We start from the raw sequence: 18,802 nt of genomic DNA on the forward strand, positions 1-18,802 counted from the left end.
CTTATCGCTCCTGTTTCGCCAGCCACTTCGCTTCAGCCTCAGCTAAGCGAAGATATGCCGGCAGAAAATGATGTATATCGGATACCGGCTCTTTTTTTGCGCCAATTCGGGCAAGTTCTGCCGCCTTAGGCACATTCTGAGTGATATCTCCAAGTTCCGCGTAGGCTTCAGCGGATACTAATTCACCCCATTTGTCTAAATCATTGCTGAGAAAAAGTATCGGTTTGCCCAATTTTCGTAATTCAGATATCCAATCATTAATCATTACAAGCTGATCGGGAACAACTGAAACAATTTCGCCGTTTTTCTCTTCATACAACCCGGCAAACACTTGACCGCGCCGCGCATCAAAGAACGGTGCGATATAGCCCTCAAAACCACGTCCATTTTGAGCAACCACTTCAAGGCTTGAAACGCCGACCAGTTCTTTTTTCAGTGTCCAAGCCAGCATTTTTGCAATGGTTGCGCCTATACGAAGTCCTGTGTAGGAACCCGGGCCTTCAGCCACAACGATACGATCGATGTCTGCCGGCTCAAGTCCGGCTGCCTTAATCATCTGCGCGATGGCAGGCATCAGACGCTCCGAATGATTTTTACGGCTGTTCGTCGTCAACTCGCCAAGCACTTTCTGTTCCGTTGTCACGGCGACACCCATCACTAAATTGGATGAATCAATCGCTAGCACGTTCATCGTTTGATATCTCCTCATTTATATGCTCAGATCTGCTGCCGCTTGCTTTGCATGTGATCCTTCGCTCCTGTTCGTTCACACGCTCAATTGTAACAGATAAAAGATCATCGGGAAGCCACGAAGGGATGTTCTCCGCCCACTCAATCACGGTCACCCCATCCTGATCAAAATAATCCTCCAGACCGATATCCTCCTCATCGCTTATCCGGTACACATCCATATGAAAAAGGGGCAAGCGCCCACTCTGATATTCTTTAACAATAGTAAATGTCGGGCTGTTCACCATCTCTTGGATACCGAGGCCCTTGGCAAGACCTTTGGTAAAAACAGTCTTACCCGCGCCGAGATCTCCTGACAAGGTCAAGACATCACCAGGTCTTAGGAAAGTCGCCAGACGCTCGGAAAAACTCATGGTCTCTTCAGGAGAATGTGTGATCCATTGATGCATAACGTTCACCTTTTCAATAGCTTTATGCCATAATATTAATTTTAAAATGACTGGCATCCTTCACCAAATATATTTTAAGTGTACCATAATTAAACAACAATTTCTTTCTTCACAACGATGTCTGTAAGGAATAATCCTAACAATAGAGCAGACTATAGTTAGTCAAATTTCACGGTCATTTGTGGATTTTTTCAAATCGAATAGTTTAATCCCGAAACATACGTAATTTTAAAGGGCGTTTCGCAGTCAATAGACTTTTGAAACGCCCTCTTCTTATTACCATCTTTATTGGACACTATTAAATTCAGTCATTCTGAGCAGCAAAAACTTTACCGAGGGTGGTCAATAATTCTGGCATATCCATTTTCTGAGTAACGACCTCGACAAATCGCAAAATATCCGGTGATTCAGCAATGTCCTTAAGGGCATCAGCAAGTTCGCATTCTGTATTCGTTTTGTAGCTTTTAAAATTCTTGTTTCCACCGAGAGCAGCAGGGATATCTGCATAGCGCCACATTTTAATATCATTGTATGGAGCTTCAGGTCCGTGGATTGAGCGTTCAACAGTATAGCCGTCATTATTGATCACGAAAATGATCGGATGAAGATTTTCGCGTAACATGGTCGAAATTTCCTGAAAAGTTAATTGAAATGCACCGTCACCAATCAGCAAAAGATTACGTCGTGATAGATCAGCCAGCTGTGTGCCGAGTGTCGCTGGCAATGTATAGCCGATTGATCCCCATAGCGGCTGTCCAATATAGGTAACATTTTCTTTAAGAGGGACCGTCTGAGCACCAAAAAATGAAGTGCCTTGATCAGCAACAACCACATCATCTTTCTGGATGAAAAGTCGAATCATTTCCCAGAAACGTTTCTGTGTCAGCGCCTGATTCTCTTCTACATAGAAAGGCTCTACTCTCTGCTGCTTTGTAACTGGAATAATATTCAGATCCGGAAAATCATGTTTTTTTAGAATTCCTGCCAATTGATTGAGCGATTCATCCATAGGTATTTTTGAAAAAGTTCTATTCAAATAGTTTACATTCTTGGGTGATATGTGGATGACAACATTCTCATTGAAGCCTTGTGAGAAACCACCGGTAATCGAATCGGTGAACTTAACCCCAATACTTAGAATACAGTCTGCGTGATCAATCCGATTTCGTAAATAATCGGGACTTGTTTTTCCACTATAGACGCCAATAAATTGAGGATGTTCTTCATTAAAGACACCTTTTCCCATGCTCAGTGTTGCTATAGGGAAACCAGTCGCTTCCACAAATTTTTTCAATGCTTCTTGAGCATGAAACCGGGAAACTTGATAGTCGGCCAAAATGACTGGTGACTTTGCCTTCTCAATTACAGGAACAAGTGTTTCGAGCATTTCGCTAATCGTATGGGCGGATGCTGCGGGTTCTTCTTTAAGCAAAGGTTCTTTTGGCTGCTCCGCCGGAAGTGCATGTATATCTACCGGAAGATTAATATAAACCGGTGCCTTTTCGTACCAGCAAACTCTTAGTACCCGGTCAATTTCTTCTGTTGCATTCTTTGCTGTTAGTGTTGTCTGGGCGGCAGTGACTTCCTTATACATTTTCGAAAAATGATTAAATTCACCATCACCTAATGTATGGTGAACAAGACGACCTTCTTCTGCAATCTTTGATGCAGGAGATCCTGTAATCTTAACCACTGGCACCTGTTCAGCTCGTGAACCTGCAATTCCGTTCACAGCACTTAATTCACCAACGCCGAACGTAGTTACCAGTGCGGAAATTCCGTGTATGCGCGCATATCCATCTGCAGCATAAGCTGCGTTCAATTCGTTGCAGTTTCCTACCCAGTCAAGTGCCGGATGCTCAATGATTGTATCAAGAAATGAAAGATTGTAATCCCCGGGCACACCAAAAATGTGTCGAATGCCGAGCTCACCTAGTCTGTCGACTAAATAACGTCCAATCGTGTACGTTGTACTCATTTCTTCCGATCGCCTCACTTTTAATTATAAAAATAATCTTTGATGAAAGATTATTAGGTCAATATTGTTGACCTTTATAGGAAGTATAGTCTGGGGCGCCCAATAAGTCAACCATGTTGTCCTATTTAAAAATTGAGTGAGACATTGGTCCTTATTTTATGCTATACTACTAGGTCAGAACGAAAGGAGTTAGAAAAACGTGAATGAGGAAGAACAGCAGCTGAATAAGGTTCTTATGCTATTCTATTTCGGATATCGAACTTTTACTGAGAAACCGGACCAAATAATTGAAAAATATGGTATACAGCGTGTGCACCATCGCATTCTTTATTTTATTGCTCAGGTCCCAGGGATAACCGTGAACGATCTTCTTTCGATCCTCGAGGTTTCAAAGCAAGCGCTTAATGCACCGCTCAGAGTGTTATCGGAAAAAAATCTGATTACGATGGTTCAGGCGGATTATGATAAACGCTACAAACTGCTCTATCTGACGGAACAAGGCAAGCAGCTTGAAAGCAAACTTAGTCATGTGCAAAGAGAGCAGATGAAGACAATCTTTAATTCTCTCGGACCTAATTATCAAGAAGCGTGGATTGATGTCATGAACGCCCTTGCAAAAGTCCGTCCGGGGCAGCAGCAATTTAATGCACAATTTAAAAGTAGAGCTATTGATCAAACTCAAGGCAAAACTCACTAATGGACACTATAGGTATGCTTAGAGCGCACTATTCTCCGTGCGAGCAATCCGTTCACTATCGCTTTAACGCCACAATACGAGACTCTCACTTAGTGAAGATTGCCTGGTTATCGGTGCTGTCTTTTACATTTTGAGCATTAAACGAGGTGTGTTCGTTGAATAAAAATAGGGAACCTGGACGAAGGAAGATTTCCTTAAAAATAACTATTTAAATTTAACAACAGAATCTTAGAAAAACCGGGCAAAAAGCGCCCGGTGCATACTTCCGCAGAATGCGGTGCATACAGGATGTACTCTCACAGGATCACAGGATGTGATGGCTTTTGCGTTGCATACAGGACGTATGCGTATTTAACGAAAGCTCCTTTACACTTGCGAAGGTTCCCTTACATATGAAAGCTCCTTCATCCTACCTCTGTTTCATTAAGCATTCTGGTCCTTCATTAGTTAACGGGTATAATAAGCGGAGATTTTCCGGTTATATGCACCATGGGGCTTGTTTCGCCGGTAAATAAGGGTAATTTTTCCGGTTATGCAAAGAAAAAACGTCCATTTTCACGTTTTTCGATTTAATAAGCGGAATTTCTCCGTCTATTTAAGCTATTTTTTCGTTCATTTTCTAATTAAGCGGAGTTTTTCCCTCTATTTATCAGATTAGGCACTTAACTGATCGCCCAACCGATAAGTGCGGATTGGGAATAAGCAACGTATCACCTTATCGTCGTACCAGTGGGGCAAGCTCTTAAACCTTGTACATACATGTAAAAGCAAAAACACGCACCTCTCAAAATTGAGAAATGCGTGTTTTTCCATTGCCTGGCAGTGACCTACTCTCACAGGGGGACAGCCCCCAATTACCATCGGCACAGAAGAGCTTAACGACCGTGTTCGGGATGGGAACGGGTGTGACCTCTTCGCTATGACCGCCAGACTTCCGGCTCGCATGAGCCTTCAAAACCGGTAACGAAAGCAATCGAAACAAAACAAGTGAATCCAAGGTATTCTGGGTTAAGCCCTCGACCGATTAGTATCTGTCCGCTGCACACCTCACGGTGCTTCCACTTCAGACCTATCAACCTCATCATCTCTAAGGGGTCTTACTGATTTAAAATCATGGGAAATCTCATCTTGAAGGGGGCTTCATGCTTAGATGCTTTCAGCACTTATCCCGTCCACACATAGCTACCCAGCGTATGCTCCTGGCGGAACAACTGGTACACCAGCGGTGTGTCCATCCCGGTCCTCTCGTACTAAGGACAGCTCTTCTCAAATTTCCTACGCCCGCGACGGATAGGGACCGAACTGTCTCACGACGTTCTGAACCCAGCTCGCGTACCGCTTTAATGGGCGAACAGCCCAACCCTTGGGACCTACTTCAGCCCCAGGATGCGATGAGCCGACATCGAGGTGCCAAACCTCCCCGTCGATGTGAACTCTTGGGGGAGATAAGCCTGTTATCCCCAGGGTAGCTTTTATCCGTTGAGCGATGGCCCTTCCATGCGGTGCCACCGGATCACTAAGCCCGACTTTCGTCCCTGCTCGACTTGTAGGTCTCGCAGTCAAGCTCCCTTGTGCCTTTACACTCTGCGAATGATTTCCAACCATTCTGAGGGAACCTTTGGGCGCCTCCGTTACCTTTTAGGAGGCGACCGCCCCAGTCAAACTGCCCGCCTGACACTGTCTCCGAACCGGATCACGGTTCAGGGTTAGAATGTCGATATCGTCAGGGCAGTATCCCACCGATGCCTCCACCGAACCTAGCGGTCCGGTTTCCAAGGCTCCTGCCTATCCTGTACAAACGATACCCACATCCAATATCAAGCTGCAGTAAAGCTCCATGGGGTCTTTCCGTCCTGTCGCGGGTAACCTGCATCTTCACAGGTACTATAATTTCACCGGGTCTCTCGTTGAGACAGTATCCAAATCGTTACACCTTTCGTGCGGGTCGGAACTTACCCGACAAGGAATTTCGCTACCTTAGGACCGTTATAGTTACGGCCGCCGTTTACTGGGGCTTCAATTCAAAGCTTCTCCCGAAGGATAACCTCTCCTTTTAACCTTCCAGCACCGGGCAGGTGTCAGCCCCTATACATCACCTTACGGTTTAGCAGAAACCTGTGTTTTTGGTAAACAGTCGCTTGGATCTTTTCACTGCGGCTCATCGGACCCGTAGGTCCGACGAGCACCCCTTCTCCCGAAGTTACGGGGTGATTTTGCCGAGTTCCTTAACGAGAGTTCTCCCGAGCGTCTTAGAATTCTCTTCTTGCCCACCTGTGTCGGTTTGGGTACGGGCACCGTTTCACTCGCTAGAGGCTTTTCTTGGCAGTGTAGGATCAGGCGCTTCGGTACTTAAGTTCCCTCCTCATCACCGTTTGGCGGATAGCAGCGGGATTTGCCTCGCTGCCGGCCTCGCGGCTTGAACGCACACTTCCATCCGTGCGCTCGCCTTACCTTCCTGCGTCCCCCCATCACTCAAACGTGAAACGCTGGTACAGGAATATCAACCTGTTGTCCATCGCCTACGCCTTTCGGCCTCGGCTTAGGCCCCGACTAACCCTGAGCGGACGAACCTTCCTCAGGAACCCTTAGGCTTTCGACGGAGAAGATTCTCACTTCTCTTTTCGTTACTCATACCGGCATTCTCACTTCCAAACGCTCCAACATGCCTCACGGCACATCTTCAATGCCCTTGGAACGCTCCCCTACCATGACCTTACGGTCATCCGCGACTTCGGTGCTGTGCTTAGCCCCGTTACATTTTCGGCGCGACGCCACTCGACCAGTGAGCTATTACGCACTCTTTAAATGGTGGCTGCTTCTGAGCCAACATCCTGGTTGTCTGGGCAACGTCACATCCTTTCCCACTTAGCACAAACTTAGGGACCTTAGTCGGCGGTCTGGGCTGTTTCCCTTTCGACGACGGATCTTATCACTCGCCGTCTGACTCCCGGACGTAAGGGCTTGGCATTCGGAGTTTGACTGAACTCGGTAATCCTGTGGGGACCCCTTATTCAATCAGTGCTCTACCTCCAAGTCTCACTCATCCGAGGCTAGCCCTAAAGCTATTTCGGGGAGAACCAGCTATCTCCGTGTTCGATTGGCATTTCACCCCTACCCACACCTCATCCCCGCATTTTTCAACATGCGTGGGTTCGGGCCTCCATTCAGTGTTACCTGAACTTCACCCTGGACATGGGTAGATCACACGGTTTCGGGTCGACAACCCTAAACTAAAACGCCCTATTCAGACTCGCTTTCGCTGCGGCTCCGCCTCTTCAGCTTAACCTTGCTTAGAATCGTCACTCGCCGGTCCATTCTACAAAAGGTACGCTGTCACCCCCCGAAGGGGGCTCCAACTACTTGTAAGCACACGGTTTCAGGATCTCTTTCACTCCCCTTCCGGGGTGCTTTTCACCTTTCCCTCACGGTACTGGTTCACTATCGGTCACTGGGGAGTATTTAGCCTTGGGAGACGGTCCTCCCGGATTCCGACGGGGTTTCTCGTGTCCCGCCGTACTCAGGATCCACTCCGGAGTGCACGTTCCGTCGGCTACAGGGCGTTTGCCTTCTTTGGCCGACCCTTCCAGGTCGTTCGCCTGAAACGTGCATTTCTGACTCCATGTGGAGTGTCCTACAACCCCAAAGAGCAAGCTCTTTGGTTTGGGCTGTTTCCCTTTCGCTCGCCACTACTCAGGAAATCGCATTTGCTTTCTCTTCCTCCGGGTACTGAGATGTTTCAGTTCCCCGGGTCTGCCTTACTCTGCCTATGGATTCAGCAGAGCATCCTATCTGTTCAAGATAGGGGGTTCCCCCATTCGGAAATCTTCGGATCAATGCTTACTTACAGCTCCCCGAAGCGTATCGGCGTTCGTTCCGTCCTTCATCGGCTCCCAGTGCCAAGGCATCCACCGTGCGCTCTTTAAAACTTAACCACTGCCTGCATCATGAGCGGCGAATTGCTTCGTCATGGCTCACAATGCCTGCCTTTATGATTAGTTTCTTGATCGTAAGATCAATTCAATAATCTTCTTGGATGTTTCTTGACTTTCTTTCGTTGCTTTCGTTATCCAGTTTTCAAGGTTCAAGGCTGCCTTTCGGCACGCCGGTGAAGGAATGATTCCTTCAAAACCAAACAAAAGTCCAAGCGCTTCGCTATTGATCGTTTCCTTAGAAAGGAGGTGATCCAGCCGCACCTTCCGATACGGCTACCTTGTTACGACTTCACCCCAATCATTTGTCCCACCTTCGGCGGCTGAGTCCATAAAGGTTCTCGCACCGACTTCGGGTGTTACAAACTCTCGTGGTGTGACGGGCGGTGTGTACAAGGCCCGGGAACGGATTCACCGCGGCATGCTGATCCGCGATTACTAGCAATTCCGGCTTCATGCAGGCGAGTTGCAGCCTGCAATCCGAACTGGGGGTGGCTTTATGGGATTAGCTCGACCTCGCGGTTTCGCTGCCCTTTGTACCACCCATTGTAGCACGTGTGTAGCCCAGATCATAAGGGGCATGATGATTTGACGTCATCCCCACCTTCCTCCGGTTTGTCACCGGCAGTCACCTTAGAGTGCCCAACTGAATGCTGGCAACTAAGATCAAGGGTTGCGCTCGTTGCGGGACTTAACCCAACATCTCACGACACGAGCTGACGACAACCATGCACCACCTGTCACTCTGTCCCCCGAAGGGGAACGGCCTATCTCTAGACTTGTCAGAGGATGTCAAGACCTGGTAAGGTTCTTCGCGTTGCTTCGAATTAAACCACATGCTCCACTGCTTGTGCGGGCCCCCGTCAATTCCTTTGAGTTTCAACCTTGCGGTCGTACTCCCCAGGCGGAATGCTTAATGTGTTAACTTCAGCACTAAGGGTTGGACCCCCTAACACCTAGCATTCATCGTTTACGGCGTGGACTACCAGGGTATCTAATCCTGTTTGCTCCCCACGCTTTCGCGCCTCAGCGTCAGTTACAGACCAGAGAGCCGCCTTCGCCACTGGTATTCCTCCACATATCTACGCATTTCACCGCTACACGTGGAATTCTACTCTCCTCTTCTGTACTCAAGCTTCCCAGTTTCCAATGACCGTTTGCGGTTGAGCCGCAAGATTTCACATCAGACTTAAGAAGCCGCCTGCGCGCGCTTTACGCCCAATAATTCCGGACAACGCTTGCCACCTACGTATTACCGCGGCTGCTGGCACGTAGTTAGCCGTGGCTTTCTGGCCGGATACCGTCACTGCAAGAGCATTTCCTCTCCCGCACGTTCTTCTCCGGCAACAGAGCTTTACGATCCGAAAACCTTCTTCGCTCACGCGGCGTTGCTCCATCAGACTTTCGTCCATTGTGGAAGATTCCCTACTGCTGCCTCCCGTAGGAGTTTGGGCCGTGTCTCAGTCCCAATGTGGCCGATCACCCTCTCAGGTCGGCTATGCATCGCTGTCTTGGTGGGCCGTTACCCCGCCAACTAACTAATGCACCGCGGGCCCATCTGTCAGTGATGGCCGAAACCATCTTTCAGCCCTGCACCATGCGGTGCAGGGGATTATCCGGTATTAGCTGCGGTTTCCCACAGTTATCCCAGTCTGACAGGCAGGTTACCCACGTGTTACTCACCCATCCGCCGCTCACTTCCGGGAGCAAGCTCCCTTCTATGCGCTCGACTTGCATGTATTAGGCACGCCGCCAGCGTTCGTCCTGAGCCAGGATCAAACTCTCCAAAAAGTGTGTTGCATACTTACTTACTTTATTGTCGTACTTCCAAAGAGTGGAACTTCTGCTAAGGTCGTGCACGTCCTGTGCACAACGCAGAAGTCACCACATCCTGTGGAAGCTCATAAGATCCATAGCAAAATTGAATTGATTATGGGGTTTAAAACCCTTATATCACGCTTGGCTTTTGTTCAGTTTTCAAGGAACATTCATATACATTAAATAATAATGGTGGGCCTGAGTGGACTTGAACCACCGACCTCACGCTTATCAGGCGTGCGCTCTAACCAGCTGAGCTACAGGCCCATTACAATAATGGAGCGGGTGATGGGAATCGAACCCACGACCAGAGCTTGGAAGGCTCTTGTTTTACCACTAAACTACACCCGCATATATGGTCGGGAAGACAGGATTTGAACCTGCGACCCTCTGGTCCCAAACCAGATGCTCTACCAAGCTGAGCCACTTCCCGACAATGGTGCGCCCTAGAGAAGTCGAATCCCCAACCTTCTGATCCGTAGTCAGACGCTCTATCCAATTGAGCTAAGGGCGCAAAATAATATGGTGCGGTCGAGAGGACTCGAACCTCCACGAAGTTGCCTCCACTAGCCCCTCAAGCTAGCGCGTCTGCCATTCCGCCACGACCGCATATTCAATTAATTGGTGCGGGTGAAGGGACTCGAACCCCCACGTTGGAAAACACTAGATCCTAAATCTAGCGCGTCTGCCAATTCCGCCACACCCGCATAAAATGAGCCACGAAGGATTTGAACCTTCGACCCTCTGATTAAAAGTCAGATGCTCTACCCCTGAGCTAGTGGCTCATGTGGCTGGCCCAGCTGGATTCGAACCAGCGCATGACGGCACCAAAAACCGTTGCCTTACCGCTTGGCTATGGGCCAAAAACAATTATGTATAGGAACACATATCGTTTTCTTTTATCAACTAATTAATAAATGGCGGATCCGAGCGGATTTGAACCGCCGATCTCCTGCGTGACAGGCAGGCATGTTAACCCCTACACCACGGATCCTCAAATAATTCTTATTATAAATGGTGACCCGTACGGGATTCGAACCCATGAACCCACCGTGAAAGGGTGGTGTCTTAACCACTTGACGAACGGGCCATAAAATGGCGGAGAAGGAGGGATTCGAACCCTCGCACGATTTACACCGTCTACTCCCTTAGCAGGGGAGCCCCTTCAGCCGACTTGGGTACTTCTCCATGGCTCCACAGGTAGGATTCGAACCTACGACCGATCGGTTAACAGCCGATTGCTCTACCACTGAGCTACTGTGGAATAAGTGGTTCAAAAAAACAAATGCATATGCTATTCTACACTGTGTTCATTCACTTGTCAACAAGGTTTTGAGCGACACAATCGCTTGTCCTTTTGACGACTTAAATAATTTAACACAGATTAACATCCCGCGTCAACCCTATTTTTAATCTTATTTAAAATTGATTGATACGTGTCTTGCTGAGCAATTGAAGTGTACCGCCGCATGCACCGCAAACATAGCGTGCAGTATCTAATTTTCTCTTACGATAAAAGTTTGTTTCACATGCGGAACATTGATAATGATAACGAACGCCCGAACCATTGCGCGTGTTAGGAATTGCCTCGCAAAACCTTGAACCGCCCACCCTTGCCAGCAACGTGCGGAAATCGGCATCCCTATGACGATAACCCATACCAAGCAGATGGAGATGGTAATGACACAATTCATGTTTAATGATTTTCAAAAAGGCTTCTAATCCAAAATAGTTGAGCTGACGGGCATTGAATTCGAGCCGGTGCGAGTTCAGCAAATAACGTCCACCGGTTGTTCGAAGCCTTGAGTTAAAAATCGCCTGATGACGAAAAGGACGATGAAAGCTCTCCATCGATACCTGTTCTACAAGCTTTTGAAGTTCTTCATCAGTCATGACCTCACCTCCACGGGTCATCAATTCTGCATTTATTTGTTGGGAGCTACCATTGTTAATGAGATACGTCCCTTTTCTGCGTCCACTTGTTCCACCCAAACGGTGACTATTTCACCAACACGAACAACGTCAAGCGGATGGCGAACAAAGCGTGAGGCAAGCTTTGACAGGTGAACCAGACCGTCCTGTTTCACTCCAATATCAACAAATGCACCGAAATCCACAACATTACGAACCGTTCCTTCCAGCTGCATACCCGGCTTCAAATCGTCCATCTTTAGAACATCGGTCTTCAACAGTGGTTTTTTCAGGTCATCGCGTGGATCGCGACCTGGCCGAATCAGTGCCTCGATCATATCGCGCAAGGTCGGTTCGCCAACAGAGAGTTCATTGGCAGTTCGTGTCACATCCAATGCCCGCAATTTGTCAATCAGATCCTCAGTTCCGATTTTGTCGGCATCGCAGTCTGCTTTTTTGAGCAAATCTCCTGCAACATTATAGCTTTCCGGATGAATCGGCGTATTATCCAACGGATTTTTTCCTCCGCTGATCCGCAAAAATCCTGCCGATTGTTCGAAAGCACGTGCGCCAAGCCTCGGAACCTTTTTCAGTTGAAGCCGGCTTTCAAATTTGCCGAGCTTCTCCCGTTCTGCAACTACGTTACTTGCTACCGTTTTCGACAGTCCAGCAACATATTGAAGCAGCTGAGGCGAAGCTGTGTTAATGTTAACGCCTACCTGATTCACAACCGTCTCTACGACAAATTGGAGCGATTTTGCTAATTCTCGCTGTGACACGTCATGCTGGTATTCACCGACCCCAACAGATTTTGGATCGACCTTTACAAGTTCCGCAAGCGGGTCTTGAAGTCTTCGCGCAATGGACACGGCACTGCGTTCTTCAACATGCAGATCCGGAAATTCTTCGCGTGCAAGTGCAGAAGCAGAATAAACGCTTGCGCCTGCTTCATTAACAATCATATAAAAAAGTTTATGATCGGACACTTGCTTCAGTGTCTCGGCAATGAATGCCTCAGTCTCACGCGATGCCGTGCCGTTGCCAATCGCAACCATGTTGATGTGGTACCGTTCAACCAGTTCCAGAACCTTTTTCCTTGCCCCTTCGATATCCGACTTAGGCGGTGTTGGATAAATAAGTGAAATGTCCAGCACTTTGCCGGTCGGATCGACAACAGCAAGCTTGCAGCCTGTGCGATAGGCAGGGTCAACACCGAGTACGGTCCGCTCCTTCAGCGGCGGCTGAAGAAGCAGACCGCGAAGATTCTCTGCGAAAATATGAATCGCCTGCTGCTCGGCCCTTTCTGTCAATGCCTGTCTCAGTTCCCGCTCAACGGATGGTGCAATTAATCGCTTGTACGCATCCTCAGCACATGCATTCAGCAACCCCTCTGCCGTCGTTTGCTTTCCCGGATTCAATGCACGTTTGATCGCAGGGAGAATCGATCCTTCAGGTGCTTCTACAGATACCTTGAGTATTTCTTCTTTTTCCCCGCGATTAATCGCTAAAATCCGGTGAGGAACAAGTGTTTTTATCCGCTCTTCGTAGGCATAATAATTGGCATACACATTCTTCTCATCAAGTTCCTGGTGCTTCACCTGAACATGAATCATTCCCTGTTCAGCCGTTCGCTTGCGTGCCAACGCACGCAATTCTGCACGTTCCGCAAGGCGTTCAGCAATAATATCCAATGCTCCTTGCAATGCTTCCTCAGCTGATGCCACTTGAAGCTGATCGGAAACAAACCGTTCGGCAAAGGGCTCCACAGGATCAGAAGGCAAGCGCATCAGCCAATCAGCTAATGGCTCCAGTCCTTTTTCCTTTGCAATAGACGCACGTGTACGCCGTTTCTGTCGATAAGGAAGATAAAGATCTTCTATTTCCTGCAAAGTCAATGCCCGATTAACCTTCTGTTTGAGCGCATCAGTCAATTTGCCTTGCTCTTCAATCCGGTTAATGACTTCGATCTTGCGTTTATCTAATTGCTTGCTGTATGTATAGGAATCTTGTATTTTTTCAATTTGAACTTCATCCAGCCCACCGGTCATTTCTTTCCGATAGCGTGCGATAAAAGGTATGGTATTGTCATCCTCCAGGAGTTCAATGGTGCGTGCTACCTGTGGCGCAGAAATATTCAGCTTTTTTGCTATATGTAAAACAACTTCGTCCATTATAATCGTCCCCTTCCCATCTATCATATCAGAAAACAGATTTGTTCGTCTGAGTAAACAGAATAGGTAAAACAAAAACAGCTCGTCCCTATAACGAGCTGCCTGAATAAACGATCACTTGTTAATTGAAAGTCCCACTTCGTCTTTCCGAGGAAGATTATCCCTTAACTTGCGAAGGGCACTTCTTTGCAGACGAGAGACATGCATTTGCGAAATTCCTAAGCGTGCACCCGTTTCTTTTTGACTGAGATTGTCGTAATAGGTGCAAATCAAGATCTTTTTCTCCCTCTCCGAAAGGACCTGGAACGCTTCGGTTAGAATGAGCTTCTTGTGTACCAGCTCATAGCCGTTCTCTTGCTTACCGACAATATCAAGCAGTGTCATCGCTGTACCTTCCGGATCTCCATCGATCTTTGAATCCACGGATAAGGTGTTGTATCCTCGAGCCATTTCTAAGGTTTCAAGAATACTTTCCTCGCTTTCACCAATGGCTTCAGCAATTTCATCAATCCTCGGAGAACGCTGGAGGGAGTTTGTCAGTGCTTCGGTCGCACGTCGGATTTTCGGACTGAGTTCTTTGACACGTCTTGGCACATGGACGCTCCACGTCTTGTCTCTAATGTAGCGCTTTATTTCTCCGACGATTGTTGGAACAGCAAAAGATTCAAAGCTGCCGCCAACTGCAGGATCAAATCGCTTAATAGCTGCGATTAACCCAATCATGCCGACCTGATAAAGATCCTCGCGTACATCGCTGTTCTTAGCAAATTTGCTGGCAAGTGCACCGACCAATTTCTCATAACGGCGAATTATTTTCGTCTGAAGCTGTTCATCCTCAGGATTTTTTTGAAAATCAGCGATCCATTTCTGAATCTCATTCTGTTGTTGAGACTTTGTTGGCAATGCGCTCCACCCCGTCTCTGGTTACATACTTGACCATTCGGACAGCTACACCGCATTCCGTACTGATCGTTACCTGATCCATAAGCGCATTGATCAAAAAGAGACCCAGTCCTCCCTCATTGACATCGTCAAGATCGGCGGAAGGATCGATCGGCCTCAGTTTCTGCAGTGCTTCGCTCGCATCAAAGCTCTCTCCGTTATGCAGAACAGTAAGTGTCAGCGCCTCTTTACCACATTCCATAATAACTTGGATCTGACCAATCCCATTTTGTTTGTATCCATGACTGACCGCATTCGTGCAGGCTTCGGACACCGCAACCTTGATATCTTCAACCGCGTCGAACGAATAGCCCATTCTGCTTGCCGCTCCAGAACATGCAAGCCGCGCAATTCCGACAAATTCAGGTTTTGCCGGAATGCTAAGCCGAATCACATCACTCGTTTCAGTCATTTGCGCTCCCCCCGCTTATCTGTGCTCTCGTAAGAAGATCCATTAATCCGGTGATTTCAAACAGTCTTTTAATTCGCGGCGTCATACCAATTACAGAAAATCGGCAATTGTGTTTGACTGCCGATTTGAGTGCAGCAACAATAACGCCAAGTGCTGTACTGTCCATATATTTTGTCTCATTGAGATCTAAAATCAATTCACCGTCTTCAACTTCTGTTAAAGGAAGCAAGCCTTTCTTTAATTCCGGTGCTGTGAATACATCGATTTCTCCTTCCACAGCGACAAGATAAAGTTTCTCTCCTTTTGCTTCCCGCTCAATTGATATATTCATGTTCATCCTCCTGCATGCAAAGCATCTTTAAATGATCCATACCCAATATCAGAATAGGCAAAACCTAAAACTTCATCGCAATAAATGTAAAATCATCAGTAAATGAACATTTCTGCATCTTCTTTAATTCATACATAACATGCCGTACCAAGCGTGAGGCGGGCAAATGCATCGATTTGCGGATGATTTCCACGATCTGTTTGCGTTCAATAAAATCGTGATCCTTCCGAATTTCGGTTACTCCGTCGGTCAGAAGGAAAATCATATCGCCAGGCCAAATTTTCCGAGCCCACTCCCTATACTTGGATTCAGGAGTGAGTCCAAGCGATAGTCCTCTAGCTTCCAGATCGACAAATCGGTTCTCGCGTGCCGAATAATAAAAACCTGGTTCATGACCTGCTGAAGAATTTGAAAAAATATGAGTCTCAGGATCATAGACACTGTAAAACATGGTGATGAACATACTTGGATCAACATTGCGCTCAACGACACGATTCAAACTTGAAAGAATTGCCGATGGAGCCCCCGATTTATTTTCAGGAAGGCTGTCCATTGCGTACTTGATCATCGACATACACATAGCTGCCGGGATACCTTTTCCAACGATATCGGCAATCGTGACTGCCAATCGTTTTCCATCGTTCACAATGCGATAGTAGTCTCCGCTCATCTTTTTCGCCGGTACACTAACCGCGCCGATGTCCGCAAAAGAACAGCTTGGAACTTTCCCTTCAAGAAGTGCCTTCTGTACCTCAGCAGCAACATCAATCTCGGTGTCTAACAGCTTCTGGCGGTTTTTAAGCGCTTGATGTTCCCTATAATCGCGGCCGTATCCCGACATCATCTTTATTAAAAAGTCAATGGATCGGAGTATCACGCGATCAGGGTTTATAACGATTTGTTTCAATGCATCAAGATGCAGTTCGACAAGATCATCAGGAGAAACCCCATGTTCATGCAAGTATTCGCTCAGCTGCTCACATTCCTCCATATTCGGTTCTGAACTTTGAGCAACGTAATGTGCGAGTAAATCTCGATATGCAGCAAGCTGCGGCTCTTCTTCCATTGTACCCACTGTAGCCCACTCCTTCCGAACACCCATAGACTAAAAAGCTAATTAATTAATGAATAGTCTAACTCAACTAAATAGAACGGTTTCAATCACCTTTTCTGTCGAAATAACAAACAATCAAAAATGCAAACTCGGTACCTAATTATTTCATGAATTGACGATTATGGCAAAAAATATGAACAGCAAAATTCAACAAAAATTCCCATATTGAGCAAATAGGCTGGACTGAATTGATTCCCACAAAAAAAGCGACTTTCTGATGGGAAAGGCGCTCTTCGTTCATTTATGTGTATGTATGCGATTCAAAAATCAATCAAACTGAGACTGATTTGAATCGCTTTGTTTACTCGACTCATCATTTCTTCATCCAAATGCGTGATTTTATCCGTCAGTCGCTGCTTGTCAATGGTTCTGATCTGCTCGAGCAGGATGACCGAGTCACGATCAAAGCCGTATTTTTTCGCATCGATCTCCACATGAGTCGGCAATTTGGCTTTTTGAATTTGTGCGGTGATGGCCGCTACTACAACCGTTGGGCTAAAGCGATTGCCAATGTCGTTCTGTATGATCAGGACCGGGCGTACACCGCCTTGTTCTGATCCAACGACTGGTGAAAGATCTGCAAAGTAGACGTCGCCGCGCTTAACAATCACCAGTTACACCCCGCTGACGGAGCGTTCCATAGTGATCTCTGCCTCCTCCTCAGCGAGGAATGCTTCAGAAGCAATGTTAAGGTTGATTTTAGCCATTTCCATGTAGCCCTGACGCATAATTTCACGGACATAGCCCCTGTTACGCTCACGCAGATACAGTCTGATGGCGCGATGGAGAAATTCACTGCGATTCATCTTGTCCCGACTCGCCATTCCATCAATTTCGTTCAATAAATGTTGCGGCAAACTCAGCATGATTTCCTTTATCTTTGATTCCGACATGCCTGCACCCCCACCACTTTCGTCAGAATATATCTTTTTTTGATCTAAAATTCATGTTACCATTTCAAAATTGTTTTGCAAAGCTATTTTCGCCAAAAATCGAGTACTTCTATGCTTAATTGTGTTATTTTTTTCATTTTTTTGCTGATTTATTGATCATGTTTCATCTGCGGCAGTTAGAATCGGATTGCTTGTCGCTATTTTCTTTCCGTTTTTCCAATAAACCCGTGGAATGCGGGGGTGAATCGTGCAGGTTACTTCATAATTTATTGTTTGCAGCTGCTGAGCCCTCTCGTCTGCCGTGATTTCCTCAGCGCCATTTTTCCCGATTAAGGTTACCTCTGTTCCTTCAGGGTATGCGCGCGGAAGCCGGCACATGAATTGATCCATGCAAATCCGTCCGACAATCGGACATCTTTGACCGTCGATCAGAACATCGGTATCGTGAAATCCCCGGAGCCAGCCGTCTGCGTAGCCTATCGGCACAGTGCCGATCCATTCATCATCAGAGGCTTGGTACGTTGCACCGTATCCGATAAACGACCCTTTTTCCACTTGTTTTACGTAGGTCAATCGGCTGTGCAGCGACATGGCTCGTTTCAATACAAAGGGCAGCTGTTTGACCATTTCAGGGGAAGGAGACAGGCCGTACATCGCGATGCCATAGCGAACCATGTTAAACAAGTGACGTCTTTCTGCAGGATACTTCAAGGTTGTCGCGCTGTTCCCGCAATGAATCACTGCAGGGCGTGCACCAAGCTCCTGAATCCAGTCTACCATCATTTCAAAACGTCCGTACTGTTCATTAAAGTAAGCTTCGTCATCCTGATCGGCTGTAGCGAAGTGCGTAAACATTCCCTCAATGACAAAACGGGGATCCCGCCTGATTTCGCTGACAAGTGTGGATGCTTCGTCCTTGTTGCGGATACCGATTCTGCCCATGCCGGTGTCACAGGAAATATGCAGGGACACGGACTGTTCAGCAGTATAGTTTTCCCGGGCGCGTTTAACCCATTCTCCGTCAGACACAGTCAGAGCGATATGATACTTGGCCGCATGGTTGACATGCTGGGGCGGAATAGGCGACAACACTAGGATTGGCGCTTCAATACCTTGCTTACGAAGGGCAAGTGCCTCATCGAACAGAGCAACTGCAAGCCAGGATGCGCCGTTATCCAGCGCGGTTCGTGCGACCTGCAACGCGCCATGTCCATATCCGTTTGCTTTAACGACTGCAAGCAAAGCAACATCCTCCGGAATACGTGTCTTCATATTTCGGACGTTGTTCGCTACCGCGTCCAGATCAATATCCGCCCATGTTTCTCTATAAAAAGATGTAGCTGTCATCGCTGGCTCAACCACCCAATCCATTGAATAAAATTTACAGGAAGGTTTTCCGCTCGCCATTCGCTCATCACAAACAAGTGAAGCAAGTAAATAAGCCTTCCTCATCGCCTTGTTTCGACA

At 47.2% G+C, this 18,802-nt stretch carries 13 protein-coding genes, 12 tRNA genes and 3 rRNA genes; 1 reads left to right on the plus strand and 27 read right to left on the minus strand.

The genetic code is table 11. From position 1 onward, the window contains the following. Nucleotide 1: 1 nt before the first annotated feature. The 3 genes from tsaB to AC1MBV_RS16395 form a co-directional block, all read right to left on the minus strand. Nucleotides 2–691 (minus strand): tRNA (adenosine(37)-N6)-threonylcarbamoyltransferase complex dimerization subunit type 1 TsaB, encoded by a 690-nt coding sequence (gene tsaB, locus AC1MBV_RS16385; RefSeq protein ID WP_255748416.1) that lies wholly within the window; start codon nt 689–691, stop codon nt 2–4. Continuing rightward, nucleotides 672–1,139: a tRNA (adenosine(37)-N6)-threonylcarbamoyltransferase complex ATPase subunit type 1 TsaE gene (gene tsaE / locus AC1MBV_RS16390; RefSeq protein ID WP_255748417.1), complete on the minus strand. Its 468-nt coding sequence runs from the start codon at nt 1,137–1,139 to the stop codon at nt 672–674. The genes tsaB and tsaE overlap by 20 nt, the downstream gene beginning before the upstream one ends. A 304-nt stretch (nt 1,140–1,443) precedes the next feature. After that, on the minus strand, nt 1,444–3,117 hold the full coding sequence (locus tag AC1MBV_RS16395; protein WP_480948815.1) for an alpha-keto acid decarboxylase family protein: 1,674 nt from the start codon (nt 3,115–3,117) through the stop codon (nt 1,444–1,446). A gap of 235 nt (nt 3,118–3,352) precedes the next feature. Between AC1MBV_RS16395 and AC1MBV_RS16400 the strand changes: the two genes are divergently transcribed. Further along, nucleotides 3,353–3,814, plus strand: coding sequence for a MarR family winged helix-turn-helix transcriptional regulator (locus AC1MBV_RS16400; RefSeq protein ID WP_255748421.1), 462 nt, complete (start codon nt 3,353–3,355; stop codon nt 3,812–3,814). 814 nt (nt 3,815–4,628) lie between these two features. Here AC1MBV_RS16400 and rrf read toward each other — a convergent pair. The 24 genes from rrf to alr form a co-directional block, all read right to left on the minus strand. Then, nucleotides 4,629–4,745: ribosomal RNA gene (rrf, locus tag AC1MBV_RS16405) — 5S ribosomal RNA — on the minus strand. A gap of 73 nt (nt 4,746–4,818) precedes the next feature. After that, a 23S ribosomal RNA gene (locus AC1MBV_RS16410) occupies nt 4,819–7,746 on the minus strand. A gap of 239 nt (nt 7,747–7,985) precedes the next feature. After that, nucleotides 7,986–9,534: ribosomal RNA gene (locus AC1MBV_RS16415) — 16S ribosomal RNA — on the minus strand. The 16S, 23S and 5S rRNA genes sit together here with 12 tRNA genes alongside, the layout of an rRNA operon. 217 nt (nt 9,535–9,751) lie before the next feature. Then, nucleotides 9,752–9,828: transfer RNA gene (locus AC1MBV_RS16420), tRNA-Ile, on the minus strand. Nucleotides 9,829–9,838: 10 nt separating this feature from the next. Continuing rightward, nucleotides 9,839–9,912 (minus strand) — tRNA-Gly (locus AC1MBV_RS16425). Between the two features lie 5 nt (nt 9,913–9,917). Continuing rightward, nucleotides 9,918–9,994: transfer RNA gene (locus tag AC1MBV_RS16430), tRNA-Pro, on the minus strand. A gap of 4 nt (nt 9,995–9,998) precedes the next feature. Further along, nucleotides 9,999–10,075, minus strand: a tRNA-Arg gene (locus AC1MBV_RS16435). Between the two features lie 9 nt (nt 10,076–10,084). Then, a tRNA-Leu gene (locus tag AC1MBV_RS16440) sits at nt 10,085–10,170 on the minus strand. 13 nt (nt 10,171–10,183) lie between these two features. Then, nucleotides 10,184–10,268 (minus strand) — tRNA-Leu (locus AC1MBV_RS16445). 6 nt (nt 10,269–10,274) lie between these two features. Continuing rightward, nucleotides 10,275–10,346 (minus strand) — tRNA-Lys (locus AC1MBV_RS16450). A gap of 3 nt (nt 10,347–10,349) precedes the next feature. Continuing rightward, a tRNA-Gln gene (locus AC1MBV_RS16455) sits at nt 10,350–10,424 on the minus strand. A 55-nt stretch (nt 10,425–10,479) separates the two neighbouring features. Then, nucleotides 10,480–10,555: transfer RNA gene (locus AC1MBV_RS16460), tRNA-Asp, on the minus strand. Between the two features lie 21 nt (nt 10,556–10,576). Then, a tRNA-Glu gene (locus tag AC1MBV_RS16465) sits at nt 10,577–10,651 on the minus strand. Nucleotides 10,652–10,657: 6 nt separating this feature from the next. Continuing rightward, nucleotides 10,658–10,749 (minus strand) — tRNA-Ser (locus AC1MBV_RS16470). A gap of 1 nt (nt 10,750) precedes the next feature. Further along, nucleotides 10,751–10,825 (minus strand) — tRNA-Asn (locus AC1MBV_RS16475). A 155-nt stretch (nt 10,826–10,980) separates the two neighbouring features. Continuing rightward, on the minus strand, nt 10,981–11,454 hold the full coding sequence (locus AC1MBV_RS16480) for a SprT family protein (protein ID WP_255749056.1): 474 nt from the start codon (nt 11,452–11,454) through the stop codon (nt 10,981–10,983). 32 nt (nt 11,455–11,486) lie between these two features. Then, on the minus strand, nt 11,487–13,643 hold the full coding sequence (locus AC1MBV_RS16485) for a Tex family protein (protein WP_480948816.1): 2,157 nt from the start codon (nt 13,641–13,643) through the stop codon (nt 11,487–11,489). 114 nt (nt 13,644–13,757) lie between these two features. Beyond that, a complete protein-coding gene (gene sigB, locus AC1MBV_RS16490) occupies nt 13,758–14,546 on the minus strand; it encodes an RNA polymerase sigma factor SigB (protein ID WP_255749054.1) in 789 nt (262 codons plus the stop codon). Further along, complete coding sequence (gene rsbW, locus AC1MBV_RS16495) at nt 14,518–14,997, minus strand: anti-sigma B factor RsbW (protein ID WP_255749053.1); 480 nt, start codon at nt 14,995–14,997, stop codon at nt 14,518–14,520. Before rsbW ends, sigB begins: the two co-directional genes overlap by 29 nt. After that, on the minus strand, nt 14,990–15,328 hold the full coding sequence (locus tag AC1MBV_RS16500; protein WP_255749052.1) for an STAS domain-containing protein: 339 nt from the start codon (nt 15,326–15,328) through the stop codon (nt 14,990–14,992). The genes rsbW and AC1MBV_RS16500 overlap by 8 nt, the downstream gene beginning before the upstream one ends. A 64-nt stretch (nt 15,329–15,392) precedes the next feature. Further along, nucleotides 15,393–16,394 carry a PP2C family protein-serine/threonine phosphatase gene (locus AC1MBV_RS16505; protein WP_255749062.1) on the minus strand — a complete coding sequence of 334 codons (1,002 nt, stop codon included), beginning with the start codon at nt 16,392–16,394 and terminating at the stop codon, nt 15,393–15,395. A 308-nt stretch (nt 16,395–16,702) separates the two neighbouring features. After that, on the minus strand, nt 16,703–17,053 hold the full coding sequence (locus tag AC1MBV_RS16510; RefSeq protein WP_255749051.1) for a type II toxin-antitoxin system PemK/MazF family toxin: 351 nt from the start codon (nt 17,051–17,053) through the stop codon (nt 16,703–16,705). A gap of 3 nt (nt 17,054–17,056) precedes the next feature. After that, nucleotides 17,057–17,335 carry a CopG family ribbon-helix-helix protein gene (locus tag AC1MBV_RS16515; RefSeq protein ID WP_023509569.1) on the minus strand — a complete coding sequence of 93 codons (279 nt, stop codon included), beginning with the start codon at nt 17,333–17,335 and terminating at the stop codon, nt 17,057–17,059. 156 nt (nt 17,336–17,491) lie between these two features. Beyond that, the gene (alr, locus tag AC1MBV_RS16520; protein ID WP_480948817.1) at nt 17,492–18,682 is read right to left on the minus strand and encodes an alanine racemase; all 1,191 of its coding nucleotides are present in this window, start codon (nt 18,680–18,682) and stop codon (nt 17,492–17,494) included. Nucleotides 18,683–18,802 lie beyond the last annotated feature (120 nt).

The organism is Sporolactobacillus sp. PKPK-6 (genome assembly GCF_056678885.1).

What these genes read in the sequence shown, in the direction of transcription:
- rsbW (WP_255749053.1), bottom strand. Translation starts at nt 14,997, where the DNA reads ATGACTGAAACGAGTGATGTGATTCGGCTTAGCATTCCGGCAAAACCT.
- alr (WP_480948817.1), bottom strand. Translation starts at nt 18,682, where the DNA reads ATGACAGCTACATCTTTTTATAGAGAAACATGGGCGGATATTGATCTG.
- AC1MBV_RS16400 (WP_255748421.1), top strand. Translation starts at nt 3,353, where the DNA reads ATGCTATTCTATTTCGGATATCGAACTTTTACTGAGAAACCGGACCAA.
- AC1MBV_RS16515 (WP_023509569.1), bottom strand. Translation starts at nt 17,335, where the DNA reads ATGTCGGAATCAAAGATAAAGGAAATCATGCTGAGTTTGCCGCAACAT.
- AC1MBV_RS16480 (WP_255749056.1), bottom strand. Translation starts at nt 11,454, where the DNA reads ATGACTGATGAAGAACTTCAAAAGCTTGTAGAACAGGTATCGATGGAG.
- AC1MBV_RS16485 (WP_480948816.1), bottom strand. Translation starts at nt 13,643, where the DNA reads ATGGACGAAGTTGTTTTACATATAGCAAAAAAGCTGAATATTTCTGCG.
- AC1MBV_RS16505 (WP_255749062.1), bottom strand. Translation starts at nt 16,394, where the DNA reads ATGGAAGAAGAGCCGCAGCTTGCTGCATATCGAGATTTACTCGCACAT.
- tsaB (WP_255748416.1), bottom strand. Translation starts at nt 691, where the DNA reads ATGAACGTGCTAGCGATTGATTCATCCAATTTAGTGATGGGTGTCGCC.
- AC1MBV_RS16395 (WP_480948815.1), bottom strand. Translation starts at nt 3,117, where the DNA reads ATGAGTACAACGTACACGATTGGACGTTATTTAGTCGACAGACTAGGT.
- AC1MBV_RS16500 (WP_255749052.1), bottom strand. Translation starts at nt 15,328, where the DNA reads ATGAATATATCAATTGAGCGGGAAGCAAAAGGAGAGAAACTTTATCTT.
- tsaE (WP_255748417.1), bottom strand. Translation starts at nt 1,139, where the DNA reads ATGCATCAATGGATCACACATTCTCCTGAAGAGACCATGAGTTTTTCC.